15 protein-coding genes are annotated in these 18152 nt (G+C 72.9%); 5 read left to right on the top strand and 10 right to left on the bottom strand.

Annotated features, from left to right (window positions below; all coding sequences use genetic code 11):
- The first annotated feature begins 5 nt into the window (after nucleotides 1-5).
- Together RH861_RS14855 and RH861_RS14850 are read left to right on the top strand one after the other, a co-directional pair.
- Complete coding sequence (locus tag RH861_RS14855) at nucleotides 6-1091, top strand: glycosyltransferase family 4 protein (RefSeq protein WP_310521640.1); 1086 nt, start codon at nucleotides 6-8, stop codon at nucleotides 1089-1091.
- Nucleotides 1084-2151: a glycosyltransferase family 2 protein gene (locus RH861_RS14850; RefSeq protein ID WP_310521639.1), complete on the top strand. Its 1068-nt coding sequence runs from the start codon at nucleotides 1084-1086 to the stop codon at nucleotides 2149-2151. The genes RH861_RS14855 and RH861_RS14850 overlap by 8 nt, the downstream gene beginning before the upstream one ends.
- 58 nt (nucleotides 2152-2209) lie before the next feature.
- On the opposite strand, the gene RH861_RS14845 is transcribed toward RH861_RS14850, so the two are convergent.
- The 9 genes from RH861_RS14845 to RH861_RS14805 all read right to left on the bottom strand — a co-directional run bounded on the left by RH861_RS14845 (nucleotide 2210) and on the right by RH861_RS14805 (nucleotide 11849).
- Complete coding sequence (locus tag RH861_RS14845; protein WP_310521638.1) at nucleotides 2210-3502, bottom strand: nucleotide sugar dehydrogenase; 1293 nt, start codon at nucleotides 3500-3502, stop codon at nucleotides 2210-2212.
- A 34-nt stretch (nucleotides 3503-3536) separates the two neighbouring features.
- The gene (locus RH861_RS14840; protein WP_310521637.1) at nucleotides 3537-5537 is read right to left on the bottom strand and encodes a DUF6541 family protein; all 2001 of its coding nucleotides are present in this window, start codon (nucleotides 5535-5537) and stop codon (nucleotides 3537-3539) included.
- 19 nt (nucleotides 5538-5556) lie between these two features.
- Nucleotides 5557-6747: a UDP-galactopyranose mutase gene (glf, locus tag RH861_RS14835; protein WP_310521636.1), complete on the bottom strand. Its 1191-nt coding sequence runs from the start codon at nucleotides 6745-6747 to the stop codon at nucleotides 5557-5559.
- An 86-nt stretch (nucleotides 6748-6833) separates the two neighbouring features.
- The gene (locus tag RH861_RS14830) at nucleotides 6834-8006 is read right to left on the bottom strand and encodes a glycosyltransferase family 4 protein (RefSeq protein ID WP_310521635.1); all 1173 of its coding nucleotides are present in this window, start codon (nucleotides 8004-8006) and stop codon (nucleotides 6834-6836) included.
- A 3-nt stretch (nucleotides 8007-8009) separates the two neighbouring features.
- Nucleotides 8010-9005 carry a Gfo/Idh/MocA family protein gene (locus RH861_RS14825; RefSeq protein ID WP_310521634.1) on the bottom strand — a complete coding sequence of 332 codons (996 nt, stop codon included), beginning with the start codon at nucleotides 9003-9005 and terminating at the stop codon, nucleotides 8010-8012.
- Nucleotides 9005-10093: a DegT/DnrJ/EryC1/StrS family aminotransferase gene (locus RH861_RS14820; protein ID WP_310521633.1), complete on the bottom strand. Its 1089-nt coding sequence runs from the start codon at nucleotides 10091-10093 to the stop codon at nucleotides 9005-9007. Before RH861_RS14820 ends, RH861_RS14825 begins: the two co-directional genes overlap by 1 nt.
- A complete protein-coding gene (locus tag RH861_RS14815; RefSeq protein WP_067950139.1) occupies nucleotides 10090-10686 on the bottom strand; it encodes an acyltransferase in 597 nt (198 codons plus the stop codon). Before RH861_RS14815 ends, RH861_RS14820 begins: the two co-directional genes overlap by 4 nt.
- A gap of 42 nt (nucleotides 10687-10728) precedes the next feature.
- The gene (locus tag RH861_RS14810; RefSeq protein ID WP_310521632.1) at nucleotides 10729-11115 is read right to left on the bottom strand and encodes a DUF2304 domain-containing protein; all 387 of its coding nucleotides are present in this window, start codon (nucleotides 11113-11115) and stop codon (nucleotides 10729-10731) included.
- Nucleotides 11112-11849, bottom strand: a complete 738-nt coding sequence (locus tag RH861_RS14805; RefSeq protein ID WP_067950135.1) for a glycosyltransferase family 2 protein — start codon at nucleotides 11847-11849, stop codon at nucleotides 11112-11114. Before RH861_RS14805 ends, RH861_RS14810 begins: the two co-directional genes overlap by 4 nt.
- Nucleotides 11850-11977: 128 nt before the next feature.
- Here RH861_RS14805 and RH861_RS14800 point away from each other — a divergent pair, with 128 nt between their 5' ends.
- The 3 genes from RH861_RS14800 to RH861_RS14790 are packed head-to-tail and all read left to right on the top strand — an operon-like array spanning nucleotide 11978 to nucleotide 16158.
- Nucleotides 11978-13756 carry an ABC transporter ATP-binding protein gene (locus tag RH861_RS14800; protein ID WP_067950133.1) on the top strand — a complete coding sequence of 593 codons (1779 nt, stop codon included), beginning with the start codon at nucleotides 11978-11980 and terminating at the stop codon, nucleotides 13754-13756.
- Nucleotides 13757-13769: 13 nt separating this feature from the next.
- Nucleotides 13770-14972, top strand: coding sequence for a glycosyltransferase (locus tag RH861_RS14795; RefSeq protein WP_310521631.1), 1203 nt, complete (start codon nucleotides 13770-13772; stop codon nucleotides 14970-14972).
- A 7-nt stretch (nucleotides 14973-14979) separates the two neighbouring features.
- Nucleotides 14980-16158 carry a glycosyltransferase family protein gene (locus RH861_RS14790; protein WP_310521630.1) on the top strand — a complete coding sequence of 393 codons (1179 nt, stop codon included), beginning with the start codon at nucleotides 14980-14982 and terminating at the stop codon, nucleotides 16156-16158.
- 57 nt (nucleotides 16159-16215) lie between these two features.
- Here the strand turns inward: RH861_RS14790 and RH861_RS14785 are convergent, their stop codons facing one another.
- Nucleotides 16216-18135, bottom strand: a complete 1920-nt coding sequence (locus tag RH861_RS14785; protein WP_310521629.1) for a glycosyltransferase — start codon at nucleotides 18133-18135, stop codon at nucleotides 16216-16218.
- Nucleotides 18136-18152: the final 17 nt, after the last annotated feature.

The following is an 18152-nucleotide window of genomic DNA, read 5'->3' as shown; positions in this document are numbered from 1 at the left end:
TTCGGGTGAAGGTCCTGGTCGTCACCACGTGGTTCCCGTCCGCGTCCGCACCGGCCTCAGGGGTCTTCGTCCGCCGCGACGTCGAACTGCTCCGGCGCACCCATGAGGTCGACGTGCTGCACCTGCACCCGCATGGTGCGGTGGGGCCGACGGATGCCGCGCCCGGCGTGCGCCGCCTGGCGATGTCGACGTCGAACCCGGTCGACATCCTGCGGGCCTCCCGCGCGCTGCGGGCCGGACTCGCGCGCTACGACCTCGTGCACACCATGTCGCCGTCGGCGCTGCTGCCCTTCGCCCCCCTGCGGGTGCGGATCCCGTGGGTGCACACCGAGCACTGGTCGGCCCTGCTCGATACGTCCACGGTCGGCCTTCCGGCACGCCTCGGCCTCGGTGCGGCGCTCCGGCTGATGCGGCGGCCGGACGTCGTCGTGGCCGTGAGCTCGGCGCTTGCGGAGCACCTCGAGGCGAGGCTGGGCCGGACCGTCGAGGTGATCCCGAATGCCGTCGACGCCCCGGCGCAGCCCCGACCGCGCCCGCCGGCCGGCGGACCGCTGCGTCTGGTCGCAGTCGGCGGACTCATCCCGCGCAAGGGCCCCGATCTCGCCGTCGAGGCGGTCGCCGAGCTGCGACGCCGCGGACGCGATGCGCGACTCCGGTGGATCGGGGACGGCCCGTCCCGCGCCGAGGTCGGTGCGCTCGCCAGGCGGCTCGGCGTCGACGACGTCGTGGAGCTGCCCGGCGGGTTGCCGCCCGAGGGCGTGGCCGCCGCGCTCGCGGAATCCGACCTGTTCCTGCTGCCGACCTCGGTCGAGACCTTCGGCGTGTCCATCGCCGAGGCGCTCCTCAGCGGCCGTCCGGTCGTCGTCGGGGCGAACGGCGGCCAGCGGGACTTCGTGGCCGAACCCGACGGCATCCTCGTGGCGGAGCGCACGGGGATCGCCTACGCCGATGCCGTCGAGCGCTCGCTGGAGCTCGCCCGGGACCGCTCGGCAGACGACATCGCCGCACCGCTCCGATCGCGCGTCAGTCCCGCGGCCCGTGCCGCGGCCTACGATGCGGCCTACCGCCAGGCGGTACTCGCCCATGGCTGAGCCGGACGTCGACGTCGTCATCGCCGTGCACGACCCCGCGCGGGCCATCGACCGGGCCGTGGCCTCGGTGCTGCGATCGTCCGCGGCGCTCCGTGTCACGGTCGTCTGCCACAACCTTCCGAGCGAGGCGATCGCGGGGCGGCTCGGGGCACTGGCCGACGATCCGAGGGTGCGACTCATCGAGCACCACGACGGCATCCCGAGCCCGACCGGCCCGTTCAACGCCGGCCTGGATGCCGCCACCGCCCGGTTCACCTCGGTGATGGGGTCCGATGACGAGCTGGAGCCCGGGGCGATCGACGCCTGGCTCCGCGTCGCCGACCGTGACGATGCCGACGTGGTCATCCCGCCGCTCCGGCACGCCGGCGGAGCGACGATCCCGACCCCGCCCGTCCGGCCCTGGCGCTCGCGGCGCCTCGATGGCGTCGCCGATCGCCTGAGCTACCGCAGTGCACCGCTCGGCCTGGTCTCGCGAGCCCGGTTCGCGGACGTGCGCATGGCCGTCGGACCCCGTGTGGGAGAGGACCTCGAGTACTCCGGTCGGCTGTGGTCGTCGGGCGCGGCCATCAGCCTCGCCCGGCGCGCGCCGGCGTACCTCGTGCACGACGACGCGCCGACCCGCGTCACGTTCACGCCGCGGCCGATCGCCGACGAGCTCGCCTACCTCCCGCTGCTTCTCGAGGCCCCGTGGCTGCTCGGTGCGCCGCGGCCGCACCGGACGGCCTGGGCCGTGAAGATGTGGCGCATCAACGTCTTCGGCGCCCTCTTCTACCGCAGCGGACACGCCTGGGCTCCGGAAGACCGACGTGACCTGTCAGTCCTGGCGATGGCGCTCGCGGCGTTCGCCCCGGACGCGTTGGAGCGGCTCTCCCGCCTCGAGCGCGCGCTCGTCGACGCGGCCGGCGACGAGGCGGTCGCCGACGACGATCTCAACCGGCGGGCGCGCGAGCGCCGGCGGTTCGCCAGCCCCGCCGCACTGCTGCCGCGCCGTCTGCGGTACCTCGGCGCCCGCGAAGCGCCGTTGCGCTACACGATCGCCACGGTGCTGGCGCGGCGGTGACGGATGCCGCGGGCCGCGGATCCGCGCGCACGCGGACGCCGCGCGGCATCCGCTCTGCTCAGGCCCGGCCGATGACCCGGTAGACCACGTCGTCGCCCCACGCCTTGGGGCTGCTCACGCGACGGCCGTCGATGAACGCGCGCACGCCCGGCAGGTCGGCCGGGGCCAGCGAACGGTACTCGGCGTGGTCGGCCTGCACGATGGCCGCGTCGATGTCGTCGCCCAGGTGGTAGGGCGTGAAGCCGAGACCGGCGAGCTCGTCGTCGGTGTACAGCGGGTCGTGCACCAGCACCTCGGCACCGCGGCGCTGCAACGACGCGACGGCGTCGAACACGCCCGAGAACGCCGTCTCCTTCACGCCGCCGCGGTAGGCGGCGCCGAGCACCACGACGCGGAGGCCGCCGAGCTCGCCGATCGCGCCCTCCAGCATGCCGACGGCGTAGTCGGGCATGTCGAGGTTGGCCTCGCGCGCCGCGCGGACGACGGTCGCCTCGGGGTCGTTCCAGAGGTAGAGCCGCGGGTACACGGGGATGCAGTGCCCGCCGACCGCGATGCCCGGCTGGTGGATGTGGCTGTACGGCTGCGAGTTCGACGCCTCGATGACCTTGTACACGTCGATGCCCGACTTCTGCGCGAAGCGCGCGAACTGGTTGGCCAGCCCGATGTTCACGTCGCGGTAGGTCGTCTCGGCGAGCTTCGCGAGCTCCGACGCCTCGGCGGAACCCAGGTCCCACACGCCGTTCGGGCGAGGGAGGTCGCTGCGCTCGTCGAAGTCCAGCACGGCCTCGTAGAACTCGATCGCGCGCTGCGCGCCGGCCTCGGAGAGCCCGCCGACGAGCTTGGGGTACTTGCGCAGGTCCTCGAAGACGCGGCCCGTGAGCACGCGCTCGGGCGAGAACACGAGGTGGAAGTCGCGGCCCTCGACGAGGCCCGAGGTCTCCTCGAGCATCGGCTTCCAGCGGCCCCGGGTCGTGCCGACCGGCAGCGTCGTCTCGTAGGCGACCAGCGTGCCGGGGGTGAGGTGCTCGCCGAGCGAGCGGGTCGCGGCATCCATCCAGCCGAAGTCGGGCCGCGCCTCGGCGTCCACGAACAGCGGCACCACGAGCACGACCGCGTCGGCGCCGGGGATGGCGTCGGCGTAGTCGGTCGTCGCGCGGAGGCGGCCGGCGGGCACCAGCTCCGAGAGCTGCTCCTGGAGGTGCGCCTCGCCGGGGAACGGCTCGATCCCGGCGTTGACGAGTTCGACCGTTCGCGGGTTCACGTCGACGCCGACGACGTCGTGGCCCTTCGAGGCGAACTGCACGGCCAGCGGCAGTCCGATCTTGCCCAGGGCGATGACGGCGATCTTCACAGTGATGCTCTCCTCTTGGTGTGTGCGACGCGGCTCAGCAGCCCGTCACCTCGTACAGTCTCGCGTCGCCCCGCTCGGCCAGCAACGAGAGGGCGGCGGGGTCGCGCGGCAGGTCGGTCAGGCCGGGGTACAGCTCGGCGCGCGCGTCGCCGATGAACAGCATGCGGTCGTCGGAGTCGATGACGTGGGTGACGCCGAGCTCGGCGGCCGCCGCGCAGGCCTCGGGCGCGCCGTCGGCGAGCCCCTCGGCGATCGCGCGGTGCGCCTCGGGGTAGGCGCCGCCGACGTGCGGGAACAGTGCCTGGCGCCCCGTGAACGCGTACACCAGCGCGCTGCCGTTCCACGGGTTCCCGGCGATCACCGCGTCCTCGGGGACCAGCTCGGCGACGTCGTCGAACAGGGCCAGCTCGTCCGGGTTCACCGAAGGGCTGTCGGCATCGAGGCGATAGGCGTCCGCGAGGTTGCCGTCGATGCTCCGGATCGCGCCGAACTGGGTGCCCACGACCGCGATCGCGGCGACGAGCGACAGCACGGTCGCGCGCAGGGCCGCCGACGGTTCCGCACCACGGCGTCGTGCCAGTCGGTCGAGGCCGGCGCCGGCCCAGTCGAGTGCGAGCACGAGGCCCACCACGGCCAGCGGCACGGCGACCACCGGGCCGAGGGCGGCCAGCCGGAACGCATCGTTGTACCAGAGCCCGGTGATCGCCGTGCGGAGCGGGCCCTCAGGCCAGCCGTTCGCGAACGCGAACAGCGTCGCGGCGAGCAGCCACGAGGCCACGAGCCAGCCCGGCGTGCGCCGGAGCAGCAGGCCGCCCACGACGCCGATGCCGACGAGCAGGGTGACCACCCAGCCGACGGTGATGTCGAGCGGGCTGTTGCGGAGGGCCTCGGCCAGCGAGACGTAGAACGGCCGCACCGACGGCCAGCCGTTGTCGCCCGTCTGGAACCGGGACCAGGTGAACGCCTCCACGGCGAACACCGCGAGCGTCGCTGCGACGATCAGCACCCGTCGGGACGGGCGCGTCGCGGTCCGGACGCCGCGCACGGCGGCCGCGATGACGAGCGGCGCGCTGAGCACGAAGATCGAGAACAGGGCGTTGGGGTGCGCGAGCGTCGCCGCGACGACCGCGACGAGGGTCGCGACGCCCCACGCGAGGGGCGATGCCCCGGCATCGAGGCGGGCGGGCGGAAGCCCCGCGTCGTCGGCCCGGCGCGTGATGCCGACGAGCCGGGGAGCGCTGCCGCCGACCGCGCCGACGAGCGAGCCCAGGGCGACGGGGACCAGCGCGATCGCGAGGGAGTTCGGGTAGAGCACGCCGTACCAGGCGAGCAGGTAGGGGAACGCGGCGAACCCGGCGCTGAGGGCTCCGGCCAGGGCGAGGACCAGCGGGCGCGGCCCGAACAGCATGCGGGCGAGGAAGACGCAGGCGACCGGCCACACGACGGCCGCGACGACGACGGCGAGCGAGTTCGCCGCGACGACCGGATCGGAACCGGCCGCGGGCAGCACGAGCGTGGCGAAGGCGTGCCAGGTCGTCGGGTAGAAGCCCGACGAGGCGCCGGGCGTCGTCATCGTCATGTGGAAGGGCGAGGCGTCGCCCGTGTCGGCGATCCACCGCACGGCGTTGAGGTGGAAGATCGCGTCGTAGGTCTGCGACGGGTTGCGCGGCGAACCCATGCCGGGCAGCAGCGTCGCCAGGATGAGCGCGGCCCCCGCGGCGAGACCCGCGGCGGCGGGCAGCAGCTCGGACCAGCCGCCGGCGTCCCGCGACGACGGGCGACGCGCCCAGCGACCCAGGGCGAATCCGACGAGGCCGGCGACGACCGCCAGGATGCCGACGGGCAGCAGGCCCCACTCGAGCCCGACGAGCGGCGCGGCGATCGACGCGGCGCCGACGATGCCGACGGATGCCGCGACGGACACGCCGAGGAACGCGACGCCGCGCAGCCCCAGCAGCAACGCGAACGGCGCACCGGGGACCACGAACAGCACGATCGCGACCGCGATCGCGGGCAACGCCTCGATCCAGCTCATCTGCGGGCGGGGACCTCGATCAGGCCCCGCCGTCGCCCGACTCGAGCGGGCCGGAGCCCTCGAGGAACGGACGCAGGCGGTTGTCGAACATGGTCAGGGCGGAACCGATCGCCATGTGCATGTCGAGGTACTTGTAGGTGCCGAGCCGGCCGCCGAACAGGACGTCGCGCTCCTGCTTGGCGAGCGTACGGTACTTCAGGAGCCGCTCGCGGTCGGCGGCGGTGTTCACGGGGTAGTACGGCTCGTCGCCCTGCTCGGCGAAGCGCGAGAACTCCCGCATGATCACCGTGCGGTCGGTGGGGTACCAGTCGCGCTCCGGGTGGAAGTGCCGGAACTCGTGGATGCGCGTGAAGGGGACATCGGCGTCGGGGTAGTTCATGACGCTCGTGCCCTGGAAGTCGCCCGTGGGCAGGACCTCCTCCTCGAAGTCGAGCGTGCGCCACTGCAGGGCGCCCTCGGCGTAGTCGAAGTAGCGGTCGACGGGACCGGTGTAGACGACGGGCACCTGCCCGACCGCGTTGCCCTTCGAGAACGGCTGCGACTCGTCGAAGAAGTCGGTGTCGAGGTGCACGTCGATGTTCGGGTGGTCGGCCATGCGCTCGAGCCACGCCGTGTAGCCGTCGGTGGGCAGGCCCTCGTACGTGTCGTTGAAGTAGCGGTTGTCGTAGGTGTACCGCACCGGAAGTCGGGAGATCACCTCGGCGGGCAGCTCGCTCGGGTCGGTCTGCCACTGCTTGGCGGTGTAGTGCTTGATGAACGCCTCGTACAGCGGGCGTCCGATGAGCTGGATGCCCTTGTCGTTGAGGTTCTGCGGGTCGGTGCCCGCGAGCTCGCCGGCCTGCTCGCGGATGAGCTCGCGCGCGGCATCCGGCCCGTACGCCGACCGGAAGAACTGGTTGATCGTGCCCAGGTTGATGGGCATGGGGAAGACCTCGCCGCGGTGCTGGGTGTACACCCGGTGCACGTAGTCGGTGAACGTCGTGAACCGGTTCACGTACTCCCACACGCGCTCGTTCGAGGTGTGGAAGAGGTGGGCGCCGTACCGGTGCACCTCGATGCCCGTCTGCGGCTCGTTCTCGCTGTAGGCGTTGCCGCCGATGTGCGGCCGGCGGTCGATGACGGTGACTCGGAGGCCGAGTTCGCGGGCCGCGCGATCGGCGATGGTGAGGCCGAAGAAGCCGGATCCGACGACGAGCAGGTCTGTGTTCACGGGGTGGGGGTTCCTCTCGGGACGACGATCAAGCGTACTCGACACCGCATCCGGGCTTCCCGTGAGGGTGCGACGGATGCCGCGGCTCACCGGCTCGCGGCCAGGACCGCGTCGGCGGCGGCGCCCCCGACGGCGTCGAGGGAGGCGTTGCGCTGCACCCAGCCGGCGCGGGCGGCGCGGCCCGCGTCGGTCTCGCCGGAGCGCCACGCGTCGATCGCGCGGATCATGGCCTCCGCCGCGGCCTCGGGCGTGAACGCGACGGCCTCGCCGAGGCCGTGGTCGCGCACGAGCGCGGCGCCGCTGCCGGTGCCGGCGAAGATCACCGGCGCCCCGCACGCGGCGGCCGCGTAGGTCTTGGTGGGTCGGGCGAAGTCGTAGCCGATCCCGGGCACGATGCTCACGAGCGCGGCGGCCGCCCCGCGGATCCACTGGGCCGCCTCCGTCGGGGGGACCACGCCGCCGAGGACGATCCGGTCCCCGCCGACTCGTGCCGCCTCGCTGCGGATGGCGGGCTCGGACGCGCCCTGCCCGAAGTAGCGCAGCCGGGCGTCGGGGTGACGCTCGAGCACGGCCGGCATCGCACGGGCGAACAGCTCGGCGCCCTGCCACTCCGACATGGTGCCGGTGTAGACGAGGTACGGGCCGTCGTCCTCCTTCGCGGCGCCGTCGGGCGAGAAGAGCCCGGTGTCGACGCCGTTGCCCACGGTCGCGATCCGGTCGCGGCGTGCGCCCAGCTCGACCAGCCGGTCGGTGACCTCGTCCGAGATCGACAGGACGCTCGCGGCCCGGCGGAGCACCGCGCCCTCGACGGCACGCATGATCCGCACCACGAGCCGTGGCGCGCCCATCGAGATCACGCCGTCGGTCCACACGTCGGCCGCGTAGTACGCGAACGGCTTGCGCCGCAGTGCGCTCACCACGGCCACGACGAGCCCCGTCGTGGGCGGCGCCTCGGCGACCGCGAGGTCGTAGCGCGCGAAGAGCAGGCGGAACACGAGCGGGATGTCGTAGCTCAGGTACTGCACGTAGCCGCGCACGTTCCCGCCGCGGTCGCGCAGCACGGGCACCCGCGAGACCTCGATCCCCGGCTCGTCGACCTGCTGCGCGGGAGCGGTCTTCGGCGGGGTGGTCGTCAGCACCCGCACGCGGCAGCCTCGCCGCGCGAAACCCCGCGCGAGCGCACGGAGCCGGAAGGCCCCCGCGCTCACCTCGGGAGCGAAGAGGCGGGAGGCGATGAGGATCCGGGGTGCGTCCGCCATCGCTCAGGCGGCCGCGAGCGACTGCGACTGGCCGGTGCGCGCGGACTCGACGACCGCCTCGGCGACGCGCAGGGTCGTGAGGCCCTCGCGCATGGTCACCGTTTCGGCCGACTTCCCGAGGATCGCATCGCGGAACGCCTCGTGCTCGGACCGCAGCGGCTCGCGCTTGGCGAGTGCGAAGCGGATCATCGAGCCCTCGGACACCCCGCGGAACGCCGCCACGGACTCCCACTCGGTGGTCTGGGTGCCGTTCTCGAAGAAGGTCAGGTCGGCGCTCACCGTGTCGGCGACGAACGCGCCGCGCTCACCGGTGACGACCGTCACGCGCTCCTTCATGGGCGAGAGCCAGTTGACGAGGTGGTTCGTGATCGCGCCGTTGGCCAGCTGGCCGGTGGCTGAGACCATGTCCTCGTGCGGGCGACCGCTGCGCGTCGTGGTGCGCGCGGCGATGCTCGTGTACGCCGACTGCGCCAGCCACGCCGTGAGGTCGATGTCGTGGGTGCCCAGGTCCTTGACGACGCCGACGTCGGCGATGCGCGCCGGGAACGGACCCTGGCGCCGCGTGGCGATCTGGTACAGGTCGCCGAGCTCGCCCTCGGCGAGCCGACGGCGCAGGTCCTGGAGCGCCGGGTTGTACCGCTCGATGTGGCCCACGGCACCGACGAGGCCGGCCCGCTCGAAGGCGGACGCGACGCGCTCGCCGGCGGCGCTGTCGCTCGCGATCGGCTTCTCGACGAGCGTGTGCACGCCGGCATCCGCCAGTTCGAGCGCGACCGCCTCGTGGTAGCCGGTGGGCACGGCGACCACGGCCGCGTCGATGCCCTGCTCGATGAGCGCCGCGACGGACTCGAGCACGGGCAGGCCCCCGGCCACGCCGTGCGGGTCGCCCTGCGCGTCGGCGACGGCGACGAGGCGCACGCCCTCGAGCTCGCGCGTGACGCGGACGTGGTGACGGCCCATCATGCCGAGGCCGATGACGCCGATGCGGAGTTTCGCCATCACGCACCCGCCTTCGCGAGCTCGTTCACGGCTGCGACGATGCGCTCGAGGTCCGCCTCGGACAGCGACGGGTGGACCGGCAGCGAGAGCACCTCGCGCGCGGCCCGCTCGGTCTCGGGGAGGTCGAGGTCGAGGCCGAACGAGGGGAGGCGGTGGTTGGGGATCGGGTAGTAGACGCCCGAGCCGATCTGGTACTGCTCGCGCAGCGCCGTCGCGAACCCGTCGCGGTCCTCGGGGACCCGGATCGTGTACTGGTGGTAGACGTGCTCGGCGCCCTCGGCCACCGGGGGCGTCACGACGCCCTCGAGGTTGGCGTCGAGGAAGGCGGCGTTGCGGCGGCGGGTCTCGGTCCAGCCGAGCACCTTGGTCAGCTGCACGCGGCCGATGGCGGCGTGGATGTTCGTCATGCGGGCGTTGAAGCCGACGACCTCGTTCTCGTACTGCTTCTCCATGCCCTGGTTGCGGAGGAGGCGCAGCATCCGCTCGACGCCGGCGTCGTCGGTCGAGACCATGCCGCCCTCGCCGCTCGTCATGTTCTTCGTCGGGTAGAGGCTGAACATCGCGAAGCGGCCGAACGTGCCGACGCGGCGCCCGCCGAGGCTGGCGCCGTGCGCCTGCGCGGCGTCCTCGTAGAGGGCCAGGCCGCGCTGGGCCGCGAGCTCCTCGAAGGCGGTCATGTTCGCGGGGTGCCCGTAGAGGTGCACGGGCATGATGCCGACCGTGCGCTCGGTGACCTTGGCGGCCACGTCGGCGGGGTCGAGGCAGAAGTGGTTCGGCTCGATGTCGGCGAAGACCGGCGTCGCGCCGGTGAGGGCGACGGAGTTGGCGGTCGCGGCGAAGGTGAACGACGGCACGATCACCTCGTCGCCCGGACCCACGCCGGAGGCCAGCAGGCCGAGGTGCTGGCCGGCGGTGCCCGAGTTGACGGCGACGACGGCGCGCCCGTCGAGGAGGACCTCGGAGAACTCCTGCTCGAACGTGGCGACCTCGGCGCCCTGCGCCAGCATGCCCGAGGCGAGGACCGCGTCGACCGCGGCCCGCTCCTCGTCGCCGACGATCGGCTTGGCGGCCGGGATGAACTCGCTCATGACTGCTCCTCCCGCAGGATCCCTGCGTCTTCGATGTAGCGTTCGCCGGTCTCGGGGCACACCCAGGCGTCGCCCTGCTGCTCGAGCGGCACGCCCGCGCGGCCGACCCAGCGGATGCGTCGCGCGGGCACGCCCGCGACGAGCGCGAAGTCCGGCACGTCCTTCGTGACGACGGCGCCGGCGGCCACGGTGGCCCAGCGCCCGATCGTGACCGGGGCGACGCACACGGCGCGTGCGCCGATCGATGCGCCGTCGCGGATGGTCACCCCGACCGGGGTCCAGTCGTGGGCGCTCTTCAGCGAGCCGTCGGGGCTGATCGCCCGCGGATAGGTGTCGTTGGTGAGCACCACCGCCGGGCCGATGAACACGCCCTGCCCGAGTTCGGCCGGCTCGTAGACCAGCGCGTAGTTCTGCACCTTGCAGTTGTCGCCCAGGACGACGCCGCTGCCGATGTACGCGCCACGGCCGACGATGCAGTTCTCGCCGAGGCGAGCACCCTCTCGGACCTGCGCGAGATGCCAAACCTTGCTGCCGTCGCCGATGACGGCGTCGTCTGAGACGTCCGCGCTCGGAGCGATCGTAGTCACGGGCATGTCCTTTCCGGCGCCGCGCCCGGTGGTGGGCGGGTGCCGCGATCAGTCGGGGGAGTCGGTGTCGGCGTCGTCGGGCCGGGACGCCCGCTCGAGGCGGTCCAACTTTACCTGCTGCAGCGCGACCTCCTCGGCGAGCGTTCGCGTGCGGTCCTCCAGGTCGGTGAGCTCGCCGGCGTGCTGGAGGCTCACGAGGAACAGGATCACGATGCTCACGAAGAAGACGAGGTTCGAGGGGACGCCGACGTTGAGCAGGTCGGCGACCCACGTCAGCAGGCTCGGGAAGAAGCCGATGACCAGGGCGCCGACCGCGGCGAAGAACCACCAGATCGCGTGCCGCTCGCGGAGCCGCCGGCGACGGAGCAGCTCGACGACCGCGGCGAACGCGATGAGCGCCGCGACGACGCCGAGGAGGTAGGTGCCCGTGCTCATCGGCTGCCTCCGGTCTCGGGGATGACCACCCGGGGGCGCAGCAGGGCGAACCCGAGCGCGACGAACGCGCGCACGAGGTAGACCGCCGCCTTGATCGGATGGTGCGAGGGCGCGCCGCCCTGGCGGGGCCGCATCGCGACGGGCACCTGGCGGATGCGCAGGCCCGCGCGGGCGGCGATGACGAGGGCCTCGACGGTGTCGCCCAGGTACTCGGCCGGGTAGTGCTCGGCGAACAGCGCGATGGCGCGGGGCCCGTTGGCCTTGAAGCCGCTCGTCGTGTCGGTGAGGCGAGTGCGGCTGATCCGGCTGATGACGCGCGAGAGCACGACCATCGCCCAGCGGCGGGGCCCGCGCGCGGCGTACTCGCCCTTGCCCGCGAACCGGGCGCCGATCGCGATGTCGCTGTGGTCGAGCGCCGCGATCAGCTCGGGCACCTCGGCCGGGTCGTGCTGGCCGTCGGCGTCGAGCTGCACGACCGTGCGATACCCCTCCGACTTGGCGTAGCGGAAGCCGGCGCGCATGGCGCCGCCGACGCCGAGGTTGTAGGGCAGGCGCAGCACCGTGGCGCCGGCCGCCGCGGCACGCTCGGCCGTGGCATCCGTCGAACCGTCGTCGACGACGAGGCAGGGCACGCCCGGCATCGCGCGCTGGATCTCCGCCAGCACCGCTCCGACCGAGGCCTCCTCGTTGAACGCGGGCAGCACGATGAGCGTGCCCTGGGGCCTCGGAAGCATGAAGGGATCGTATCAGCGGCGTCGTCGCGCATCCGGAACGCCGCAGGCGGCATCCGCCGTCTCAGCGGGCACGCACCGCCGGTGTGGGAGGATGACCCCCGCGACACGTGAGAGGAGAATCTGGTTCCGTGAAGCTCATCTGGCGGACCTTGCGCCGCCTGCTGCCCATCCTTCCCCCCGAGGAGCGCGCGTTCCTCTGGTGGTTCGTGGTCCTCTCCAGCGCGCTCGCCCTGCTCGACATCCTCGCCCTCGGCATCCTCGCGCTGTCGCTCGGCTCCATGGTGCAGTCGGCGCCCATCAACATCCCCGGCATCGGCCAGGTCGGCATCGACGGGTACGTGTGGGTGCTGCTCGCCGTGTCGCTGCTGATCATCCTGAAGTCCGCGCTGAACGTGCTGCTGCAGTGGGTCGCCACGCGCAAGTTCGCCAAGTACGAGCTCACGGTCGGCGATCGGCTGTTCGATGCGTACATCCGCGCGCCGTGGGTCGAGCGCATCACGCGCAGCACCTCGCAGCTCGTCCGGCTCGTCGACGTGGGCGTGGCGACGACCACGTCCGGCTTCCTCCTGCCGGTCATCACCCTGCCCTCGCTCATCACGACGTTCATCGCGGTGCTCGTGGTCGTGCTCGTCGCCGCACCGCTGACCGCGCTCATCACGGTCGTCTACCTCGGCGCCATCGGCCTGCTGCTCTACCGCTGGGTCTCGCGCCGCGCCGTGCAGGCCGGCCGGGTCAACCGCGACTACTCCATCCGCGCCGCGGCGATCATGACCGACATGGTCAACGCGCTGAAGGAGATCACGCTGCGCAACAAGGCGGCCGAGGTCGCCGCGAACGTGCACCGCAACCGCATCTCGTCGACGCGGGCGCGGGCGAACCTCTACTTCCTCGGCGGCGTGCCGAAGTTCGTGCTCGACGGCGCCCTCGTCGGCGGCTTCGTCATCGTGGGCGGCGCGGCGTACGCCGTCGGCGGGCTCTCGGAGGCGATCGCGGCGGTCGCGCTGTTCGGCGTCGCGGGCTTCCGCATCGTGCCGTCGATCATCTCCTTCCAGGGCCTCCTCACGAACGCGCAGGCGAACGCGCCGCACGTCGAGATGGTCGTGAGCGACGTGGAGGACGCCCAGGAGCACCTCCGCCGTGCCGAGGAGATCGGCCACGAACCGCTCCGCGGCGAGCCCGAGCGGCTCGTCCTCCGCGACGTGGCGTTCAGCTACCCGGACTCCGAGCGTCCGGCCGTCCAGGGCATCGACCTCGACATCCCGATGGGCTCCACCCTCGGGCTCGTCGGACCGTCCGGTGCCGGCAAGTCGACGGTCGTCGACATCCTGCTCGGGCTGATCTCGCCCTCGCAGGGCACGATCGAGGTCGACGGGATGCCGCTCGAGCGGGTGCTGGCGGCCTGGCGCGACCGCGTGGGCTACGTCCCCCAGCAGGTGGCCCTGTTCAACGGCACCGTCGCCCAGAACGTGGCGCTGTCGTGGGAGGGCGAGATCGATTACGACCGCGTGCAGCGCGCCCTCGAGCGGGCGCAGCTCTGGCCGGCCATCGCCGCTCGACCGGGCGGCATGGACTCGCGGATCGGCGATGCGGGCATCTCCCTCTCGGGCGGGCAGCGGCAGCGCCTCGGGATCGCGCGGGCCCTGTACAGCGAGCCGCTCGTCCTCGTCCTCGACGAGGCGACGAGCGCGCTCGACACGAAGACCGAGGCGGATGTCGCGCAGGCCATCCGCGCACTCGAGGGCAAGGTGACCGTCGTCTCCGTCGCGCACCGACTCTCGACCGTGCGCGACAACGACCTGCTCTGCTACCTCGACGACGGCCGGATCGTGGCGCAGGGCACGTTCGCCGAGCTCGTGTCCCGTGTGCCGGAGTTCAAGGTGCAGGCGGCGCTCGCCGGCCTGACATGAGCGGGGCGAGCGGATGACGCCGCCCTCCCTCGCCGCGCGCGTGCGGGCCGCGCTGCCCGGTGGGGTCGTGCGCGGCCTCGACCGGGCGATCTCGGCCGTGCCCGACCTTCGTCCGCCGCCCGCCCCGATGAGCCCGCCCGACGGCGCCCGTCGGCTGCTCGTCGCACCGGCCAACTTCGCGGGCCAGGGATGGGCGTGGGCTCGCGCCGCCGAGCGGCTCGACGGCGTCGGTGCCCGCAGCATGACCTATCGCGGGGCGGCGGGCTTCGGCTTCCCGAGCGACTACGCCGTCGACACGCGCACGTTCCTGCGCTCCCGCGCATGGCAGCGCACGTGGTTCGCGACCGTCTCCGGCCGATTCACGCACGTCCTGGTCGAAGCGGAACTGCCGATCTTCGGGCGCCTGTTCCGCGGCGACGTCGTCCGCGAGGTCGCCGCCCTGCGCGAGGCCGGGGTCGAGGTCGCCATGGTGGCCCACGGGTCCGACATCCGGCTGCCGAGCCGGCACCGGGCGAGCGAACCCGACTCGCCCTTCGCGCCCGGACGATACGAGGGCACCGACCAGCTCGAACGGTCGGCGGCGCGCAACCTCGACGTGCTGGCGCAGGTCGGCGCGCCGGTCTTCGTCTCGACGCCCGACCTCCTCGCCGACGCACCGGGCGCCACCTGGCTGCCCGTCGTCGTCGGCGAGGGGTGGCTCGCGCGCGACGCGGCCCCCGTGCTCGCGGGGGATCGGCCCCTGGTCGTGCACATCCCCAGTCGCGCCGGCCTCAAGGGCAGCGCCGCGATCGAGCCGGCCATGCGGCGTCTGCACGACGAGGGGCTCGTGCGGTACGAGCGGCACGAGGGCGTCGCGGCGGACGCCATGCCGGAGCTCTACAGACGGGCCGACATCGTCCTCGACCAGTTCTCGCTCGGCTCCTACGGCGTCGCGGCATGCGAGGCGCTCGCCGCAGGTCGCATCGTGATCGGCCACGTCCGCGAGGACGTCCGCGAGCACGTGCTCGGTGCGGGCGGCGGGGCGTTGCCCATCGTGCAGTCGCGCGCCGAGGACCTCGACCGCGTGATGCGCGACCTGCTCGCCGACCCCGCGCGTGCGCGCGCGGCGGCCGCGGAAGGGCCCCGGTTCGTGCGCGCGGTCCACGACGGCCGTCGATCGGCTGCGGTGCTCGGTGCGTCGTTCCTCGCGGACCGATCCGCCGCGCCTCCGGCATGATGGACGGGTGAGCCCCTCGACCCTGCAGCGCCGACTCGTCGCCCTCATCCCGGACGCCGTGCAGATGCGGCTCCGCCCGCAGCTGTTCGGCTTCACCGCCGCCGACATCCCCGCGCCGATCGTCGCCCCGCAGGGCCGCGTGCGACTGCTGATCGCGCCCGCGAACTTCGCCGGGCAGGGGTTCGAGTGGGCGCGCGCCGCCGAGCGCATCACGGGTGTGGGCGCGACGAACCTCTCCTACCGCAACCCCGGCGAGTTCGCGTTCCCGACCGACTACGAGGTCCCCACGGCGGTGTTCGCGAAGTCGCGCACGTGGCAGCGACGCCAGGTCCGCGCGGTCGAGCGGGGCTTCACCCACGTGATCATCGAGGCGGAGCGGCCGATCTTCGGTCGGCGCTACGACGAGGACGTCACCCGCGAGGTCGCCGTGCTCCGTCGCGCCGGCATCCGGGTCGCCATGCTGTGCCACGGCTCCGACATCCGGCTGCCCAGCCGGCATCGCACCCACGAGCCCGACTCGCCGTTCGTCGAGGGCGGCTACGCCGAGACCGACCGTCTCGAGGAGCAGGCCACGCGCCACCGGGCGCTGCTCGACCGGATCGGGTCCACGGTGCTCGTGTCGACCCCGGACCTCCTCCTCGACGTCCCCGAAGGCGTCTGGCTCCCCGTGGTGGTGGGCGAGCGCTGGCGGGAACGACCCGCTGCTCCCGTGCTGGAGCGGGACCGCCCGCTCGTCGTGCACGTGCCGAGCCGGGCCGGGCTGAAGGGGTCCGACCTGATCGAGGACACGATGCGCGCCTTGGACGCCGACGGCGTCGTGACCTACGAACGGCACGAGGGCGTCATCGCCGAGCGGATGCCGGAGCTGTACGGTCGCGCCGACATCGTGCTCGACCAGTTCTCACTCGGCATCTACGGCGTGGCGACGTGCGAGGCCCTCTCGACGGGGCGAGTCGTGGTGAGCCATGTCTCCGATCAGGTGCGCGACCACGTGCGCCGGGCGACGGGGCGGGAGCTGCCCGTCGTCGAGTCCCGCGCCGCGGACCTCGACCGGGTCATCCGCGGGATCGTCGCCGACCGGGAGCGTTACCGCTCGATCGCCGCCGACGGTCCCGACTTCGTCCGCGAGGTCCACGACGGGCGGCGCTCGGCCGAGGTGCTCGCGACGGCATTCCTCGACCACTGAGCCGGGATCGCCCGCACCGCACCGCTGGTGCGGCCGCGGGCGCTCCCGGCCGGGCGGTCAGCGCTCGAACGTGTCGCGCCACGCCTCGGGGGACGTGATGCGCGGGAGCGCGTCCCGGTACTGCTTCGACAGCTCCGGCCAGCGCCGCTTCAGTTCGCGGTGCAGCCTCCGGCTCTGCCGGACCAGCCGGCGGAACGTGCGCGGATCGCGCGTGTAGCGCACCTTGCCGGTCCCGTCGGCCGTGGACACGAGCGCACTGTCGTACACGGGCAGGCGGAACCAGGTCGCGTCGCGCTTGGCCAGCTCCACCTGCGGCGCGGCGATGTTGCGCGGCTGCGGCTTCGTGAACCACTGGCGCGCCACCATCCGCGCCGTGAAGAGCACGAGCGGGATGCCGCGGGGCCCCTTGCCGGGCTTGCCGTCGGGACCGAGCGGGAACACCTTCTTGCCCTCGACCGTCGCCGGGACCTCCTCCTCGGTCTTCAGCACCGTCTTCTCGGGGAACCGCTTCGCCTCGGCGCGGAGCTCGCCGAGGATGCTGCCGAGCTCGGCCTGCATGTGGTCCGGCCCGCGCAGGATGTCCTTCAGCGCCCGGTGCCGCAGCGTGACCGGGTAGTACTGCATCGACAGCAGGTGGCGCAGGTCCCAGCGCCAGCTGTCCTCGGCGAGCTGCCCGCCGCCCTCGTGCGGCGAGTGCAGCAGGGCCGCGACGAACCGGTTGCGCGCGTGGAAGTACGCCTGCCAGTCGATGGAGTCGTCCTTGTCGAGCCACGAGACGTGCCAGAGCGCGGCGCCGGGGAGCGTCACGGTCGGGAACCCGTGGGCGCGGGCGCGCAGGCAGTACTCCGCGTCATCCCACTTGATGAAGGCCGGCAGCGCGAGGCCCGCCTCGCGCAGCGCCGCCGTCGGGATGAGGCAGAACCACCACCCGTTGTAGTCGGTGTCCATGCGCGCGTGCATCCAGCGCGTCTGGCGGAGGTTGCTGAACCGGAAGTCGTGCGGCACCTCGTCGTGCGGCTGCGCGTGCCACATGAACGGGCCGAGGTCCATCGACTCGGCGAAGGCGTGCATGACCGGACGGTCGAGCAGGTCGAACATGTGGCCCCCGACCAGCACCGGCTGCGTCGCGTACCGCGCGAATCGCACGGAGCGGGCGATGCTCTCGGGCTCGATCGTGACGTCGTCGTCGAGGAGGATCACGTACTCGCTCGTGCCGGCCTCGAGGGTCTCGAGCATGGAGCGCGCGAACCCGCCCGAGCCGCCGAGGTTCGCCTGCTCGATGACCTCGAGCCGGTCGCCCATGCGCTCGGCGATGCCCGGGTACTCCTCGCGTGCGCTCACGAGCTGGGTGCCCTGGTCGACGACGTAGACCCGGTCGAGCACCTCGCCGACCGACGCGTCGCTCGCGAGCGCCTCGAGGGTGCGGACGCAGTAGTCCGGCTTGTTCATGGTCGTGATGCCGATCGAGGCGCGGCCGTCGCGGACGGCGGGCACGTCGGTCTCCCAGGCGGCGTCGCTCAGCACCACGTCGCCGCGGCCGGCGACGACGTCGAACCAGTACCAGCCGCCGTCGCCGAAGGTCGTCACGGGCAGGTCGACGTGCACCGTGCCGCCCTCGCCCGCGAACGACTCGGATGCCACGCGCTGCGGCACGCCCTGCGCGGTCGACCGGTACACGAGCAGCGTGCCCGAGCCGCTGAGCGTGGCACGGAGGCGGATGCGGTCGACCACGGTCCAGTGCTGCCAGTACGAGGCCGGGAAGGCGTTGAAGTAGCCCGCGAACGACATGCGCTCGCCGGATGCCACGCGGAAGCGGTCGCGCCCCAGCACGTCGTCGATGTGCGCGCGGTCGCTCACGCGCACCTCGCGGGTGCCGAATCGCGCCCATACGTCGGCGTCGACGTACAGGGGCAGGACGTCGGGGTCGCCGTCCTGCGGGAAGACGACGCGCTGCAGCTCGGTCCAGGTCGAGGTCACTCGTTGCTCTCCGGGGA

This window comes from Agromyces indicus, from assembly GCF_031432295.1.
GTDB lineage: Bacteria > Actinomycetota > Actinomycetes > Actinomycetales > Microbacteriaceae > Agromyces > Agromyces indicus.
Note: the sequence above shows the minus strand (reverse complement) of the source record. Positions and strands in the feature narration are given on the sequence as shown.

What these genes read in the sequence shown, in the direction of transcription:
- RH861_RS14850 (WP_310521639.1), top strand. Translation starts at nt 1,084, where the DNA reads ATGGCTGAGCCGGACGTCGACGTCGTCATCGCCGTGCACGACCCCGCG.
- RH861_RS14840 (WP_310521637.1), bottom strand. Translation starts at nt 5,537, where the DNA reads ATGAGCTGGATCGAGGCGTTGCCCGCGATCGCGGTCGCGATCGTGCTG.
- RH861_RS14830 (WP_310521635.1), bottom strand. Translation starts at nt 8,006, where the DNA reads ATGGCGGACGCACCCCGGATCCTCATCGCCTCCCGCCTCTTCGCTCCC.
- RH861_RS14825 (WP_310521634.1), bottom strand. Translation starts at nt 9,005, where the DNA reads ATGGCGAAACTCCGCATCGGCGTCATCGGCCTCGGCATGATGGGCCGT.
- RH861_RS14820 (WP_310521633.1), bottom strand. Translation starts at nt 10,093, where the DNA reads ATGAGCGAGTTCATCCCGGCCGCCAAGCCGATCGTCGGCGACGAGGAG.
- RH861_RS14815 (WP_067950139.1), bottom strand. Translation starts at nt 10,686, where the DNA reads ATGCCCGTGACTACGATCGCTCCGAGCGCGGACGTCTCAGACGACGCC.
- RH861_RS14810 (WP_310521632.1), bottom strand. Translation starts at nt 11,115, where the DNA reads ATGAGCACGGGCACCTACCTCCTCGGCGTCGTCGCGGCGCTCATCGCG.
- RH861_RS14805 (WP_067950135.1), bottom strand. Translation starts at nt 11,849, where the DNA reads ATGCTTCCGAGGCCCCAGGGCACGCTCATCGTGCTGCCCGCGTTCAAC.
- RH861_RS14795 (WP_310521631.1), top strand. Translation starts at nt 13,770, where the DNA reads ATGACGCCGCCCTCCCTCGCCGCGCGCGTGCGGGCCGCGCTGCCCGGT.